The sequence below is a fragment of the Tenacibaculum sp. 47A_GOM-205m genome, assembly GCF_000518405.1.
Classification (GTDB): domain Bacteria; phylum Bacteroidota; class Bacteroidia; order Flavobacteriales; family Flavobacteriaceae; genus Polaribacter; species Polaribacter lutimaris.
The window spans coordinates 103,307-118,880 of the sequence record NZ_KI912431.1; the positions used below are offsets into that span (position 1 = coordinate 103,307).

The following is a 15,574-nucleotide window of genomic DNA, read 5'->3' on the forward strand; positions in this document are numbered from 1 at the left end:
AGATTTACACCTCGTCTAACGGTGTGCGTTTGTCTTTACGGATTTTTTTGAAGTGGCTTGGGGTTAATCCTGTTACTTTTTTAAACTGATTGCTTAAGTACGCTACGCTTGAATAGTGTAAACGGAAAGCAATTTCACTCAACGATAACTCATCGTAAACAAGTAATTCTTTTACCTTTTCTATTTTTTGGGCAATAAAATACTTTTCTATAGTAGTGCCTTCTACTTCAGAAAAAAGATTAGATAGGTAGTTGTAATCGTGATGTAGTTCGTTGCTTAATAATTCAGATAAATTGATTTTTGTTTCACTGTCTTGATGATGCACTAAGTTGATGATTAGGTTTTTAATCTTTTCAATAATGCGACTTTTTTTATCGTCAATAATCTCAAACCCTAAGCTAAGTAAGGTTTTGTTTAAGTGTTCTCTTTCTTCGGAAGTAAGCTCTTTTTCAAGTGTAACTTCACCTAATTTAATATTCTTTACACCCACACCTAGTTTGTCTAATTCATTTTGAATGACTAGAATACAGCGATTGCAAACCATGTTTTTGATAAAAAGAGTCATCGTATTTTTCTTACTTCTATTTTTTGTAAAGATACAGTTCTAATAGAAGACAATGGTTTTACTTTTTAGGTTTTATTGTTTTTGAAGTAAGGGAGAATAGGTAATCATTGATGATTTTTTACTCATAATCAGGAATATTCAATCCTAAGATTAAATCTCTGTTGGCTGTCCAAATACCATCTTCTTTTTTAAGTTGTATAATTCCAGAACCACCTCTGTTTTTTTCTGATTGCTTTTTTTCTTCAGTAAGAGCAGGGTCACTTTCAAATTGATAGCTATCAATATAATAAGGTACAGTATTGGGCTCTTTTACATAAATATGAATATGCTCTGGCTCTTGTGTATTTGGGTAAGATACAGGCCTGAATGTATAAAAAGTAAATTTTCCATCTTTTCCTGTTTTAAGCCAATTTCTATATTGTCCGTGTCTTTTTTCCGAACCTACAGGTTTTTCACTAGGTTGGTAAATTCCATTTCTGTCTGTGTGATAAATGTAGAGTATAACATTTTTAGCCGGTGTTTTTCCGTCTTTTTTAAATGCAGTACCCGTTATTTTTAGTTTTGGTTCATTTTCATGAAAACCAGGTAAGGTATCAACTGATTTAGGATTTATATTAAGCATTTTATAATCTAATAAAGCTTTACAGTCTTGGCAACCTCCACCTACATTTCTTTCTATGTTTGTTTGCGACTGTCCTTTACAGGAAGTTACAATTAGTATTAAAAAAAGCGCTCCTAAATAGTGTTTTAGTGTTTTGTGTTTAGAAAGATACATAACGTATTCGTATAAAATTAGTTGTGTTTTTAAAGTTCTAATTTAGTGAATACGAGATGAATAAGAAAATTACAGTCTCTTAGGGCTAGGCGAAAGCAAGATATTACTTATAGCTATTGTTGTGGGTAGTTTTTTTTTTCAAATAAATTAAAATCCGTAGTTTTTGCTATTCCAAAATAACTGGAATTTTTGGTCAATTCTTTAATGTATTGTTTTTTATTTTTTTCTTTAAAATCATTATATAAACTTGGTGAAACACCCCAATTTTCAATGCTAGTTGCAAATAAATTTGTCAATTTTACTTCTAATTGTTTTTTATCTAATTCACTCCAAGATTCACAATATTCAATCATTTCATCATTTTTATAATCATTGTGATATCCGACTAGGATTAATGTTTCTTCATATAACGGTAAAATATGAATATAAAGGTTTTCTAAATCAAGTGAACCTTCTTCTTTCGGTAATTCTATGCTAGTCGCACTAAAAGCAGCTGAAGCATATACTTCAATACTATCATATTTATAAGCATAAAAAGAATATTTGCCTTCTTCATTTTGAATTTCATCCTCTAGCATTTCTTTCATTGCTCGAAGGTCAGTTATCCCTAATTTATTTCCATTGATTATGAGTTGCAATTGTTCTTTGTTAATTTTTCCGTCAAGTATTTTTGAATTTATTAGTCTAGTATGATTTTCAATATTTACCATCTTTTTTCGAATCTCGGCACAAATTGCACGATAACTGAACAAAAGAAATGAAATGTAAGTCTTAAAATCTTTTTTCTCATTTTCTATTGGTTTGAAAATCTCAGTATCGTGATTGTTACAAAATACTTTATGAGATAAGGCATTTTTTATACCAACTAAACTAAAATTAAAAGGAGGCTCTTTACTATTCCATTTATAAGCATCCACCATTTTAATTTCAATTAAATGTCCGTTAATAGCAATGTTGCTCAATAAACCATTTCGTTGAATTAAATGTGAGTTTATAGCGTTTTCTTTACAATCATCCACTAAACATTCCCATTGTATTTTTTTTACATTTTTACTTACTTGAGCAATGATGTTTTGTGGTTTTGTCATAATTGTGAACAACGTTCTGTGTATGGTGCGTATCCCGAAGGGTATGCATTATACACCTTGTTATGGTTTTTTTATATTGATCTGTAATTGTTTGATATATAATTAACTATTTCTGAATAAACTTCAGATGAAGAAGCTCCTCCAATAATCTCACATACCGATTCTATATCTTCATTCCATTGTATACCCGTTCTGATATTTATCAATTCAAAGTTTGTAAGATTTATTTTATTGGTTGATATGTGATTTAATGCACCATAGGTTAATAGTTGATACATGTCTTGGCGACTGAAATTTGAATTACCAGCTTTAACCTCAATGAGTGTATCATTAAACAGAAGATCACCAGAACAATTAAATAATAATCCACAACCTTGAAATTCAGGGTAAATAAGCATTTCTGGTTTTGAGGAGACGTATTGAATTAGTCGATTAGTAAGTTCAATTATTATTTTAAACTCATTATCGTTTAATTCATTTTCAAAGTCATTAGAATTATTAAGAAATGACATTTTCTTTTCTTCCGATTTCTTAATTTTCAACAATTCCTGAGAATTTATCTTGAGGTTCTTATAAGGAATAGAATGTGCTTTGAAATTATAAAATAGCCTAAAGGCAATACCATTTATTATTGCTCTTCGATTAGGAATATCAGGAGTAGTTATTGGAGTGAATAAACGTTCCTTAAATCCTGAATTAATCATTCTAATGTAATGATCAATCCCTGGTAATAATTGTTCCCAAAAACTAGAATAGTAACGTATGAATGTTTTTTCCGAAATCATAATGGCAGTTTCCAATTATTAATTTTCGACTTTTCTTTAGCCCATTCCATAATAAGTTTTTCGCTATCTGAAAACCCTCTTTTGGAATGACTTAACCAATGACTTCCTTCATCGCCTATAAAATTTGCCGCAATTATGAACATTCTTCTTTCCCATTTATTCATGGTTGAAAATGTATCTTTTTTATCTGTAAGCCAATGATATGCTTTCCATCTAGTCATAATTTGAATAACAATACTCTTGATCAAGATACTGTCAGACGAATTATTGTAAGCAGTATTAATAGTTTCTTCATTAAAAAAATTATTTTCCAACCCAAGCACTCTTAGTAAATAAGTCATGTTTATCTCTGACTGAATTACATAAGAATTACTTTTAACTAGTTGTCTTAATGCCTCATGAAGATTTTCTTTTGTTTCTGGCTCTAACTTATCATGGTGCTTATAAGCAGCTTTCATTATAGCAGGGAAAATAGGATATAATGTCTCGAAACGATTAATCATTGAATCGAATGCCCTAGAAATGATTTCAGGCTCTAATACATCAAACGTTTTTATCAATCTTTTTCCAAACTGTTGATGAATTCTTACTTTACGTAATTCGTCATTTAAAAGCCCTACAATGTCGAATTCGCTGAGTTGGTTTTTTATTGTTTTGTAATCTTCATCTGCAGTATCAGAATATGGATCATAGTTGATTGGCAATGACATGAACTTAGCTCGATGTTTTTCTTTTTCATCATCACTTTCAGCATTAATTCTTGAAGAAACTAACTTGGTGAATTCTAAACGAGATTGTATTTGCGTCTTGTGTTTCTGAATAGTTAACCCTTCATTCCTCATTAATTTCATGGCTAAGAAATATAGAGCAGAATGAGCCTCTTGAAGAGATTCACAGAATATATGGATGTCATCCACGAATCTTTTGAATTTCACCCCTCTACTGTGGAGAAGTCTGTCTGTATTATTTAGTACCAACTCTGCAAGGATTCTCGATGCTTCACCTCCTATTGGTAAACCATAAGATTTAGTATTTGAAAACTTTTGAATTATCTTCTTTACTTTTTTGGGAGTGTCATTTGAAACAGGAAGTCTTTCAAGAGCATTTTCTAAGGGGTGATGATAGATTCTACTATAAAAATCAGCAATATCACAAATCACAACATAATTGAATTGTTCATTATCTTCCAGATAGTTCAATGAATCTGTTTGAAATTTCAGCCAATTATATTCTTTATCGAAAAGTTTAAAATCTGTTAGGCTAGGCGAAAACCTATAAGAATAAATTATATTTTCTTCTTTAGGAATTCTTGTATTTTCAATTTCTTCAGCAATACTCAGAACAGATGAAAGAAAATATGCATTCCAAATAGGGTCAATTTGAGTCGCCCATCTAAATCCTGTATATCCTAGAGGAACGGAAGTATTGATGTTCACAGGAGGATTTGTGTTTATGTAGTTATAGAAATCAGAATCAATTTTTTCTATTAGCTCCACAACTTTGTCCTTTTCATCAAAAAACAAGAGTTTTTCAATTGGAAAAGGGAATATGTCAGTGTCTCCGTATTTAGCAATGTTCTCAATTGCTAGTTCAATTTTATCTTTTTCCATTTATTGTTAATTGTCCATAACTTTTCTATATAGATGTAACATACATAGTTATATAACCATTTTAGTAGGTTTATGTTTGTTTATACTTTAACGAACTTACTAATAATAATTTAATTTTCTTACGGAATCCCATAAGCTCAGCTATTTAGGGAATAAAAGATGTTTTAAGTGTCATTAAAGGTAGCGCGGGTCGCTAATACCACGGCATGCTCCGCAGATACCGCGGCACGGGTCGCTAATATCACGGCATGCTCCGAAGACACCACGGCATGGGTCGCTGATATCACGGCATACTCCGCAGATACTACGCACGGGTCGCTAATATCACGGCGTGCTCCGAAGACACTACGGCACGGGTCGCTAATACCACGGTATGGGTCGCTGAAACTGTATACTTATTAGCGGACGCTGCCTTTGGTAGTAAAAAAATAAACCTCATACCAACAAACCAAAAAAAGGCTGTATAGTATGAGGTTTTCCCCTATGTTATCACTCAGTTTAAAGAGACAACTATAGTGAGTTATTCTTCAGTGGTTACTTTTTTAAAGCGCATCATGGTTACATCGTCCATTAATAAGTTTAGTTTTCCTTCTATGTCAAAGCTATACTTGTTAATTTTTTTAATGGTTTTTAAAAATACTTGTTCCCCTTGTCCGCAATACATCATAGTAGTTGGTCCTGCTTCTCCAAAAGAAATAGCATTTTCTTCACCTAACGTAAATTCAGCAGAATAACCGTTACAACCGTTATTTCCTGTAGCTTTGTTTGTTTCTTTATCAAACGTAAGTTGTGGCTTTTTAGTAGGGTATAATCCATCAAAAGCAATTCTTGGTCCAGTAATATATTCTAGTTCCCAAGTGGTATTGTATAGCTGATCAGCAGCATCTTTTTTAGTACAAGAAACTGTGATTAGTAAAATGGTAGCGAATAAAAATGATAGTTTTTTCATAATAAATAGTTTAATTTTTAGTGTTAAAATCAGTTGAGTTCTTTATTTCAAATTTTCTTGAAGCTTCACCATCAACCAATTTATAATTAATTTGTCTGATGCCTCCTGTTGGGTTAGCATTAGAATCTTCTTTTGTATAAATAGGAAAGCGTTGAGATAGGGTAGTTTCAACAATGGTAAACTCATCGTGTCCCATATATCCTCCACTTAACTTTTTATTTTCAGTAATAGGAGGGAAGTATATTTGACTCACCGATTTTCCGTTATTAACAGAGTATCCAATTACGTTACCGTAGCTTCCGCTTCCATCAGATCGAGTATAAATAACTACTTCTGGAAAACCATCTGAGTTTAAATCTTCAATTTCAGCATCAACAACACTACCATCAATGTTTTGAGTAATTGCTGAATTATCAATTTCTAAACCGTAAGGAGCAACCGTTAATTCAGTATCCATTCCATTTTTTTTAGTAGAAATATTAAAACCAATTCCTTGTAGGGTTAAATGCTTCTTAAAAATGGTTTTGTCTATTTGTGTTTGGTCTAGGTCTCCGTCAATTTTATGGTAAGAATCTGCAAGGCTTCCTCCACCTGAACAGTAAAAGTTTAATAAACTACTGTCTTCTCTGTTTGCCGTTGCAATAGAAATTTGTTTGTTTTTAAAAGAAAACACTACAGTTTTACCATTTATGTCAGTTGTATACGTGCTGTCATTTGCTTTTTTAGCAAGAGCGTCAAAAGTACAGGTAGGTTTTTTCTTATCAGCTCGCGAGCGAACTACAATTTTTAATTGATTATTTACAGCTGGTTTTACAGCAACAGAAACCCAATCGTATCCTTCGTTTCTTTTTTCATATTCTGAAGAAACATAGTTTCCAGTAACATCAGTCATAGTAGCTACTGTTTCTTGGTTAACGGTTTTTTGTGTGTCTGCTTTTTTTGCTTCTTTTTTACAGCTAACTATGGCTAAAAATGCCATTCCTAGTAGTGCTGTATTGGTAAGTTTTATCATGCTATTTTATTTTTCATAGGGACTGATTCAATAAATATACCATTAAAGATATGAAAAAGCATTTTAAGAAAAACTTAAGAACCTTAATTTTACAGAAGCTTGATATTGTAGTGTATAGGTTTGTTAATGTTTTTTTAGAGGATAAAAAAAAGACCGCCAAAAACTAATTTGACGATCTTTTAAACAAACAACTAAATTCTAAAACCTATAAAAGTTGAAGAAAATTTTTCTATTTTTTAGAAGCAGTATTTATTTTCTGCTTTTAATTTTTCTGCGATTGTGTCACGTAACTCAACTACGTTAGGGTAGTTTGCGTATTTTGTAAAACGCTTAAGTCCCATTAACATCATACGTTGCTCATCACCTTCAGCGAAAGAAATAATTCCTTCTCTTGCGCTTTTAGTAATAGTTTCTACGGCATTGTATAAGTATAACTTAGCCATAGCAATCTGTTCTTTTTGAGCATCTTCACCAAAACGCTTCGCGTTCTTTTCTGTTCTTAAAATTCCAGATTCTGCCATGTATATTTCAATTAAAATATTAGAAGCAGCAGTTAATAACTGTTGGTGTTGCTCTAATTCTGGACCAAATTTTTGTAATGCAGCTCCAGCTACCATTAAGAATACTTTCTTAAGTTTAGCTAACATCTCTTTTTCTTCTGAGAATAATTCAGAATAATCAGGAGTATCGAAAGAAGGAATTCCCATTAATTCGTTTTGAACTGCCATTGCAGGATTTAATAAATCTACATGACCTTTCATTGCTTTTTTAACTAACATTCCTACCGATAATAAACGGTTGATTTCGTTAGTTCCTTCGTAAATACGAGCAATACGAGCATCTCTCCAAGCAGACTCCATTGGAGTTTCTTCAGAGAATCCCATACCTCCGTAAATTTGGATTCCTTCATCAGCACAGTTTTGTACGTCTTCAGAAACAGCTACTTTTAAGATTGAACATTCAATAGCATATTCTTCAACACCTTTTAATTCTGCATCTTGGTGAGAACTTCCTTCAGATTCACGAATAGCAATTCTGTCTTCAATGTTTTTAGCTGCTCTGTATGATGCAGATTCACCAACATAAGCACTAGTAGCCATTTCAGCTAACTTCATTTTAATAGCTCCAAATTCTGAGATAGGAGTTTTGAATTGCTTACGCTCGTTAGCATAGTTTACAGCATTAGTTACAATTCTTCTTTGAGAATCTAAACAAGCAGCTGCTAATTTAATACGACCAACGTTTAAGGCGTTCATTGCGATTTTGAATCCACCACCACGAACAGATAACATGTTTTCAACAGGAATTAATGTATCGTTGAAAAATACCTGACGAGTAGATGAAGCACGAATACCTAATTTGTGCTCTTCTTCTCCTAAAGTTACTCCGTTAGGATTGTTTTTATCATATTCTAAGATAAAACCAGTAATGTTTTTATCGTCTTCAATACGAGCAAAAACGATGAAGATTTCAGCAAAACCTGCATTCGAAATCCACATTTTTTGTCCGTTAATTTTGTAGTGCTTTCCGTCTTCAGTTAACTCAGCAGTAGTTTTACCTGAGTTCGCATCCGATCCAGCTCCTGGTTCTGTTAAACAGTAAGCTCCAAACTTTTCACCCATTGCTAACGCAGGAACGTATTTTTGCTTTTGCTCTTCAGTACCATATAAAGTAATTGGCATAGTACCAATACCTGTATGTGCACCAAAAGCTGTACTAAAAGATCCTGTTCCACTTGAAATATAATCACAAGTTAACATGGTAGAAACGAATCCCATTCCTAATCCGCCATAAGCTTCAGGAACAGCCACACCTAAGAATCCTAATTCACCTGCTTTACGCATAGTTTCTTCGGTAAGTGCATAATCTTTCTTTTCAAAACGATCTTTATAAGGAATAATTTCACGGTCGTTAAATTCTTTAACCGCATCACGCATCATTGTTTGTTCTTCTGAAAAATCTTCAGGAGTAAATATATCTTCGCATTTTGTTTCTTTTACTAAGAACTGCCCTCCGCGTAAAAGATCTTTATTTAATTCTGACATAGTATATTAGATTTTAGTATTTAGTAGTGAGTATTGAGATACTAACTACTTTTATAATTTTGTTACTTATTTTTTAAAAGAGATGAGAAAATTCTCAATACTTATATCTTAATTTTAATTTAAGAATTCAAAAATACCAGCAGCACCTTGACCAGTACCTACACACATGGTTACCATTCCGTATTTACCATTCATGCTACGCTTACGCATTTCATCAAATAACTGAACAGATAGTTTACCACCAGTACATCCTAATGGGTGACCTAAAGCAATTGCTCCACCATTTACGTTAATGATATCCGGATTTAAACCTAATTCACGGATAACTGCTAATGATTGTGAAGCAAATGCCTCATTTAGTTCAATTAATTCAATATCACTTTGTTGTAAACCTGCTTGTTTTAATGCTTTTGGAATAGCTGCTACAGGACCAATTCCCATAATACGAGGTGGAACTCCTGCTGCTGCATAACTTACTAAACGAGCTTCTGGTTCAATACCTAACTCTTTTACCATATCTTCACTCATTACCATTACGAACGCAGCACCATCACTTGTTTGTGATGAGTTTCCAGCGGTAACAGAACCATTAGCCGCAAATACTGGACGTAATTTTGCTAAAGCTTCTACTGTTGTTCCTCTACGAGGACCTTCGTCTTTAGTAACTGTATAATTTCTTGTAGCTCGTTTTCCGTTTCCATCAATGTAGGTTTCCTCTACATTGATTGGAGCTATTTGATCTTGAAAACGATCACTATCTAACGCTTTTAAAGCTTTCATGTGCGATTCGTATGCAAATTGATCTTGGTCTGCACGAGATACATTGTATTGTTGAGCTACTGCTTCAGCAGTATTACCCATTCCCCAATAGTAATCTTCGTGACCTGCATTTACGATATCGTAGTTTAATTCTGGTTTAAAGCCTGTCATTGGTACAGAACTCATACTTTCTGCTCCACCAGCAATAATACATTCTGCCATTCCAGATTGAATTTTTGCTACAGCCATACCAATAGTTTCTAATCCTGATGAACAGAAACGGTTTACGGTAACTCCAGGAACATCCACAGAATCTAATCCGATTAATGAAATAATTCTTGCCATGTTTAATCCCTGAGAACCTTCTGGCATTGCGTTACCAACAATAACATCGTCGATACGTTTTACATCGAATTCGGGCAACTTATCCATCATATATTTGATGGTTTCAGCAGCTAATTCGTCAGCTCTTTTAAATCTGAACACACCTTTTTTAGATTTCCCTACGGCGGTTCTATATCCTTTTACTATATATGCTGTTTTCATACTTTTAAGTTTTTAGTGTTTAGTTTTTAGTTTTTTAGTGATTATTAACTGACCACTTTATAACTGAAAACTAATAACTCGCAACTTTTAGTTGCGTAAAGGTTTACCAGTTTTTAACATATGCTGAATACGCTCTAACGTTTTACGTTCTGTAGTTAAACTTAAGAAAGCTTCACGTTCAAGGTCTAATAAATACTGCTCAGTAACTTTTGTTGGTTCTGATAAATCTCCTCCAGCCATTACATAGGCTAGTTTGTTTGCAATTTTCTGATCGTGTTCAGAAATATATTTAGAAGCTTCCATAGAGTCTGTTCCTACTAAGAACATACCTAAGGCTTGCTTACCTAGTACTAAAACATCTTTGCGTTTTGCTGGTTGTGTATAACCTGCTTCTGCTAATAACACAGCGTGTTTTTTAGCTTCTGCTATTTGACGGTCTTTGTTTACAACCACAACGTCTTTTCCTTTTTGTAGTAAGTTTAAGTCGTATGCTTCATAAGCTGAAGTTGCTACTTTAGCCATACCAATAGTTAAGAAGTGCTCTTGTAATACGTTTAATTGAACATCGCCAGTGTGGAATAAGTCCTGAGCTCTTAAAGCCATTTCTTTAGATCCACCACCACCAGGAATTACTCCAACTCCAAACTCTACTAATCCGATGTAGGTTTCAGCAGCAGCAACTACTTTATCAGCGTGTAATGATAACTCACATCCACCACCTAACGCCATTCCGTGAGGAGCAGCAATAGTAGGAATTGCAGAGTAACGCATACGCATCATTGTATCTTGGAAATACTTGATAGCCATGTTTAATTCATCATACTCTTGCTCAACAGCCATCATAAAAATCATTCCAATGTTGGCACCTACTGAGAAGTTTGCAGCTTGGTTACCAATAACTAATCCTTGGAAGTCTTTTTCAGCTAAATCAACTGCTTTATTTAATCCTGCTAAAACATCACCACCAATAGTGTTCATTTTAGATTGGAATTCACAGTTTAAGATTCCGTCTCCTAAATCTTCAATAACAACTCCAGAGTTTTTGAATACCTCAGTAGTTTTACGAATGTTATCTAAGATGATAAACGAATCTTGTCCTGGTTTTTTAACTTGTGCTTTTGCAGGTACATCGTAGTAATATGTTGCACCGTCTTTAACTGTATAGAAAGATTTTTCTCCTTTAGCCAACATTTCAGTTACCCAAGCAGCTGGTTCTTTCCCTTCAGCTTTCATTAATTCGATACCTTTTTCAACTCCTACAGCATCCCAAATTTCGAAAGGACCATTTTCCCATCCGAAACCTGCTTTCATGGCATCGTCAATTCTATATAATTCATCAGAAATTTCTGGAATCCTATTTTGAACGTACGCAAACATTGCTGCGAAGTTTTTACGGTAGAATTCTCCCGCTTTATCTTTTCCGCCAACTAATACTTTGAATCGGTCAATTGGCTTATCGATTGTTTTTGTTAATTCTAACGTAGCAAATTTTGCTTTTTTTGACGGACGGTATTCCATCGTGTCTAAGTCTAAAGCTAAAATTTCACGCTTTCCTTCAGCATTGGTTGTCTTTTTATAGAAACCTTGTTTAGTTTTATCTCCTAACCATTTATTTTCCATCATGGTGTTGATGAAACCTGGTAGTTTGAATAAATCGTGAGCTTCGTCGTTAGGACAGTTTTCGTAAATTCCGTTAGCAACGTGTACTAAAGTATCTAATCCAACAACATCAACAGTACGGAAAGTAGCTGACTTTGGTCGTCCAATAACAGGACCAGTTAATTTATCAACTTCTTCAACTGTTAATCCTAATTCTTTTACTTGGTGAAATAAAGATTGGATTCCGAAGATACCAATACGGTTACCAATAAATGCTGGTGTATCTTTTGCTAATACTGAAGTTTTTCCTAAGAATTTAGAACCATAATCCATTAAGAAGTCAGTAACTTCTTGTTTACAGTCTGGTCCTGGAACAACTTCAAATAATTTTAAATAACGAGGAGGGTTAAAAAAGTGAGTTACCGCAAAGTGCTTACGAAAATCTTCACTACGTCCTTCGTTCATAAACTTAATTGGAATACCCGAAGTGTTGGTAGAAATAATTGTACCCGGTGTACGGTATTTTTCAACTTGTTCAAAAACACTTTGTTTAATGTCTAAGCGTTCAACAACTACTTCCATAATCCAATCTACATCTTTTACTTTGTGTAAATCGTCTTCAAGGTTTCCAGTAGTAATTCTATCTGCAAATTTTTTATTGTAGATAGGTGATGGTTTCGATTTTAACGAAGCAGTCAAAGCATCATTTACCAAACGGTTACGAACTACTTTGTCTTCTAAGGTTAATCCTTTTGCCTTTTCTTTGTCGTTAAGCTCTCTTGGAACGATGTCCAAAAGCAATACTTCAACGCCAATGTTAGCAAAATGACATGCAATACCAGATCCCATGATACCAGAACCGATAATTGCTACTTTTTTAATTCTTCTTGCCATTTGTTTATTGGTTTGTTTTTATACAGCTTTATTGTCAATATCATCTTCGTATATTAACTTATCTGTAATTAGTTTGTTTATTGTTGTTGTAACTTTAAAAAAGTTTTCTAACTCTTCTTCAGTAATATACTCTCTTACTTTATTGTTAAATTGGTAAACATGCCCCTTAGAAACTTCACGCATTTCCTTACCGTATCCGGTAAGTTTTAGAATAACACTTCTCCCATCATTAGGATTTTTCTCGCGACATATAACTCCTTTATCTTCCATGGTTTTTAATAAACGAGAAAGACTTGTAGGCTCCATTCCCATTAAAGGGCCCAAAGCTGTAGAAGGAGTACCGTTTTCAGAATCTATATTCAACAAAGCAAAAGCTGTAGCCATGGTGCTATCGTGCTTAGCAGCTTGCTCATTATACATTTTTGCAACCGCTTGCCAAGTGGCTCTTAATTGGTGATCTATCGATTTATCTTTATCCATCGATGCCAAATATATAAAAATTTATTATGCATGCATAGTATTTCATAAAAAAATTATGCATGCATAATAAAATTAACATAAAATTAATCTTGTAACGTTTACTGCGAAGTAGATACTAATTGAGTATAAAAATATGTAAGTTTGTCACTGCTGTTTTTTAATAAACGGCAATTAATCAACTATTATGTCTATGAATAATTTATTAGAAATAAATAATGTGGTAAAACGTTATGGCGATTATACTGCATTAAATAATGTGTCTATGCACATACCTAAAGGAAGCGTTTTTGGTTTGTTAGGTCCTAATGGAGCAGGAAAAACCTCGCTTATTAGAATTATCAATCAAATTACAATGCCTGATGCTGGTGAAATTATATTAGATGGAGAAAAGTTAGCTCCAAACCATATAGAGCATATAGGTTACTTACCAGAAGAAAGAGGACTGTATAAGAGTATGAAGGTAGGAGAGCAGGCATTATACCTTGCTCAATTAAAAGGGTTGAGTAAATCGGAAGCAAAAAAACGATTGAAATATTGGTTTGATAAATTTGATATTGGTGCTTGGTGGAATAAAAAGATTGAAGAGTTATCTAAAGGAATGGCGCAGAAGGTACAGTTTATAGTAACTGTACTACACCAGCCTAAATTATTAATTTTTGATGAGCCTTTTTCTGGTTTCGATCCTATTAATGCGCAATTAATAGCAAAGGAAATTTTACAGTTGAGAGATGAAGGAGCTACCATTATTTTTTCTACTCATAGAATGGAGTCTGTTGAGGAAATGTGTGATTATATAGCTTTGATTAACAAGTCGAATAAAATTTTAGATGGTAAGTTAGAAGATATTAAAAAGGAGTTTAGAACAAATACTTTTCAGGTTGGGTTAGCTACTTCTAATTCAAAAGAAGTGGAGCAAAAGCTAAAAGAAAACTTTGAGGTTTTACCAGCAGATTTTAAATTGTTAAATGAAGGGTTAAAGTTAAATGTAAAACTTACTAACGGAAGTTCTCCAAACGATTTACTATCGTATTTAACCAACCAAGGTCAAGTACAGCATTTTGTAGAGTTGGTGCCAAGTGCTAATGATATTTTTATTCAAGCAATCCATAAAAACAGTTAAGCAATGAAAAGATTACGATTAATTATAGAACGCGAGTTTATTGCTAAAGTTAGAAATAAGTCGTTTATCGTTATGACTTTTTTAAGTCCACTGTTAATGATTGGTATGGGGGCTTTAGTGTTTTTCTTAATGAAGAAGAACGATGAAAAGGTTAAAAAGATAGTATATATTGATGAGTCTGGAATGTTCTCTAAAGATGTTTTTAAAGATTCAAAAACAGTAAAGTACGAGGACTTTACTGCTTTAGGAATAGAAGATTCAAAAAAGAAAGTTGAAGAAGGGGATTATTATGGAGCTTTGTATATTCCAAAACAAGATAGTTTAGAGGTGTTGGCAAAATCGATTGAGTTTTTCTCAAAAGATTCACCAAGTATGTCTATCATGGAAAGTTTAGAAGATAAAATTGATAAGGAGTTGCGTCATAAAAAACTAACAAGCTTCGGAATTGATATTGCTCACATTGAAGAGTCTAAAATTTCATCAGAAATAAAAATGTTGAACTTCTCTGGTGAGAAATCATCAAAGTTAATCAACGGGTTAAAAATTGGTGTGGGAGCTATTGCCGGATATTTGTTAATGATGTTTGTAATGATTTATGGTACATCGGTAATGCGTAGTGTAATTGAAGAAAAAACAAGTAGAATTATTGAAGTAATTGTCTCTTCAGTAAAACCTTTTCAATTAATGTTAGGAAAAATTATTGGAAATGCTTCAGCAGGATTGTTACAATTCTTTATTTGGGGAATTTTGTTTTTAGTGTTTAGCCTAGTAGCATCTTCTTTCTTTGGAGTTGATATGATGGAAATGCAGTCAGCAAAAGTATCACCAGAACAAATGGAAGCTATTCAGCAAACAGCAACCAATAAAGGTGAAATGATTGTGCAAGAAATTTTCAGATTGCCTTTAGTAAAAATGTTTTTCTTATTCATTTTCTACTTCTTAGGAGGATATATGTTGTATAGTTCTTTGTTTGCAGCGGTAGGTGCTGCAGTAGATAACGAAACGGATACGCAACAATTTATGATGCCTATTATGTTACCGTTAATTTTAGCAGTATATGTAGGTTTTGCAACGGTAATTAATGATCCTCACGGACCAGTATCAGTAATATTCTCATATATACCATTTACGTCGCCAATCGTTATGTTAATGAGAATTCCATTTGGAGTAGCTTGGTGGGAAATAGCAATCTCTATGTTGCTATTAATTCTTACTTTTATGGTAATTGTATGGATTGCTGCTAAAATTTATCGCGTAGGTATTTTAATGTATGGTAAAAAGCCAACTTATAAAGACTTATGGAAGTGGATTCGTTATAATGGATAATTAAATCTTTATGAAATTGAC

13 protein-coding genes are annotated in these 15,574 nt (G+C 33.2%); 2 read left to right on the forward strand and 11 right to left on the reverse strand.

Annotated features, from left to right (window positions below; genetic code table 11):
- Positions 1-4: 4 nt before the first annotated feature.
- From N534_RS0112570 to N534_RS0112620, 11 genes are all read right to left on the reverse strand, one after another.
- On the reverse strand, positions 5-565 hold the full coding sequence (locus N534_RS0112570) for an AraC family transcriptional regulator (protein ID WP_038006088.1): 561 nt from the start codon (positions 563-565) through the stop codon (positions 5-7).
- A 118-nt stretch (positions 566-683) separates the two neighbouring features.
- Entirely contained in the window at positions 684-1,340 is a 657-nt protein-coding gene (locus tag N534_RS0112575; RefSeq protein ID WP_038006089.1) for an intradiol ring-cleavage dioxygenase, read from the reverse strand.
- A gap of 113 nt (positions 1,341-1,453) precedes the next feature.
- Positions 1,454-2,428 (reverse strand): hypothetical protein, encoded by a 975-nt coding sequence (locus N534_RS0112580; RefSeq protein ID WP_028892825.1) that lies wholly within the window; start codon positions 2,426-2,428, stop codon positions 1,454-1,456.
- A 71-nt stretch (positions 2,429-2,499) separates the two neighbouring features.
- A complete protein-coding gene (locus N534_RS0112585) occupies positions 2,500-3,228 on the reverse strand; it encodes a hypothetical protein (RefSeq protein ID WP_156025615.1) in 729 nt (242 codons plus the stop codon).
- A complete protein-coding gene (locus N534_RS14825; protein WP_051435926.1) occupies positions 3,210-4,823 on the reverse strand; it encodes an RNA-directed DNA polymerase in 1,614 nt (537 codons plus the stop codon). Before N534_RS14825 ends, N534_RS0112585 begins: the two co-directional genes overlap by 19 nt.
- A gap of 520 nt (positions 4,824-5,343) precedes the next feature.
- Positions 5,344-5,772, reverse strand: coding sequence for an META domain-containing protein (locus N534_RS0112595; protein ID WP_028892827.1), 429 nt, complete (start codon positions 5,770-5,772; stop codon positions 5,344-5,346).
- A 10-nt stretch (positions 5,773-5,782) separates the two neighbouring features.
- Positions 5,783-6,784: a PliI family lysozyme inhibitor of I-type lysozyme gene (locus N534_RS14830; RefSeq protein WP_038006091.1), complete on the reverse strand. Its 1,002-nt coding sequence runs from the start codon at positions 6,782-6,784 to the stop codon at positions 5,783-5,785.
- A 236-nt stretch (positions 6,785-7,020) separates the two neighbouring features.
- Positions 7,021-8,829: an acyl-CoA dehydrogenase family protein gene (locus N534_RS0112605; protein ID WP_028892828.1), complete on the reverse strand. Its 1,809-nt coding sequence runs from the start codon at positions 8,827-8,829 to the stop codon at positions 7,021-7,023.
- 114 nt (positions 8,830-8,943) lie between these two features.
- On the reverse strand, positions 8,944-10,134 hold the full coding sequence (locus tag N534_RS0112610; protein WP_028892829.1) for an acetyl-CoA C-acyltransferase: 1,191 nt from the start codon (positions 10,132-10,134) through the stop codon (positions 8,944-8,946).
- Positions 10,135-10,221: 87 nt separating this feature from the next.
- Positions 10,222-12,627 carry a 3-hydroxyacyl-CoA dehydrogenase/enoyl-CoA hydratase family protein gene (locus N534_RS0112615; RefSeq protein ID WP_028892830.1) on the reverse strand — a complete coding sequence of 802 codons (2,406 nt, stop codon included), beginning with the start codon at positions 12,625-12,627 and terminating at the stop codon, positions 10,222-10,224.
- An 18-nt stretch (positions 12,628-12,645) separates the two neighbouring features.
- On the reverse strand, positions 12,646-13,107 hold the full coding sequence (locus tag N534_RS0112620) for a MarR family winged helix-turn-helix transcriptional regulator (protein ID WP_028892831.1): 462 nt from the start codon (positions 13,105-13,107) through the stop codon (positions 12,646-12,648).
- 190 nt (positions 13,108-13,297) lie between these two features.
- Between N534_RS0112620 and N534_RS0112625 the strand changes: the two genes are divergently transcribed.
- Positions 13,298-14,227 (forward strand): ABC transporter ATP-binding protein, encoded by a 930-nt coding sequence (locus tag N534_RS0112625; protein WP_028892832.1) that lies wholly within the window; start codon positions 13,298-13,300, stop codon positions 14,225-14,227.
- Positions 14,228-14,230: 3 nt separating this feature from the next.
- Positions 14,231-15,553, forward strand: coding sequence for an ABC transporter permease (locus N534_RS0112630; RefSeq protein ID WP_028892833.1), 1,323 nt, complete (start codon positions 14,231-14,233; stop codon positions 15,551-15,553).
- The last annotated feature ends 21 nt before the right edge of the window (positions 15,554-15,574 follow it).

What these genes read in the sequence shown, in the direction of transcription:
- N534_RS0112610 (WP_028892829.1), bottom strand. Translation starts at nt 10,134, where the DNA reads ATGAAAACAGCATATATAGTAAAAGGATATAGAACCGCCGTAGGGAAA.
- N534_RS0112595 (WP_028892827.1), bottom strand. Translation starts at nt 5,772, where the DNA reads ATGAAAAAACTATCATTTTTATTCGCTACCATTTTACTAATCACAGTT.
- N534_RS0112630 (WP_028892833.1), top strand. Translation starts at nt 14,231, where the DNA reads ATGAAAAGATTACGATTAATTATAGAACGCGAGTTTATTGCTAAAGTT.
- N534_RS0112605 (WP_028892828.1), bottom strand. Translation starts at nt 8,829, where the DNA reads ATGTCAGAATTAAATAAAGATCTTTTACGCGGAGGGCAGTTCTTAGTA.
- N534_RS0112580 (WP_028892825.1), bottom strand. Translation starts at nt 2,428, where the DNA reads ATGACAAAACCACAAAACATCATTGCTCAAGTAAGTAAAAATGTAAAA.
- N534_RS0112625 (WP_028892832.1), top strand. Translation starts at nt 13,298, where the DNA reads ATGAATAATTTATTAGAAATAAATAATGTGGTAAAACGTTATGGCGAT.
- N534_RS0112615 (WP_028892830.1), bottom strand. Translation starts at nt 12,627, where the DNA reads ATGGCAAGAAGAATTAAAAAAGTAGCAATTATCGGTTCTGGTATCATG.
- N534_RS14825 (WP_051435926.1), bottom strand. Translation starts at nt 4,823, where the DNA reads ATGGAAAAAGATAAAATTGAACTAGCAATTGAGAACATTGCTAAATAC.
- N534_RS0112575 (WP_038006089.1), bottom strand. Translation starts at nt 1,340, where the DNA reads ATGTATCTTTCTAAACACAAAACACTAAAACACTATTTAGGAGCGCTT.
- N534_RS0112570 (WP_038006088.1), bottom strand. Translation starts at nt 565, where the DNA reads ATGACTCTTTTTATCAAAAACATGGTTTGCAATCGCTGTATTCTAGTC.
- N534_RS14830 (WP_038006091.1), bottom strand. Translation starts at nt 6,784, where the DNA reads ATGATAAAACTTACCAATACAGCACTACTAGGAATGGCATTTTTAGCC.
- N534_RS0112620 (WP_028892831.1), bottom strand. Translation starts at nt 13,107, where the DNA reads ATGGATAAAGATAAATCGATAGATCACCAATTAAGAGCCACTTGGCAA.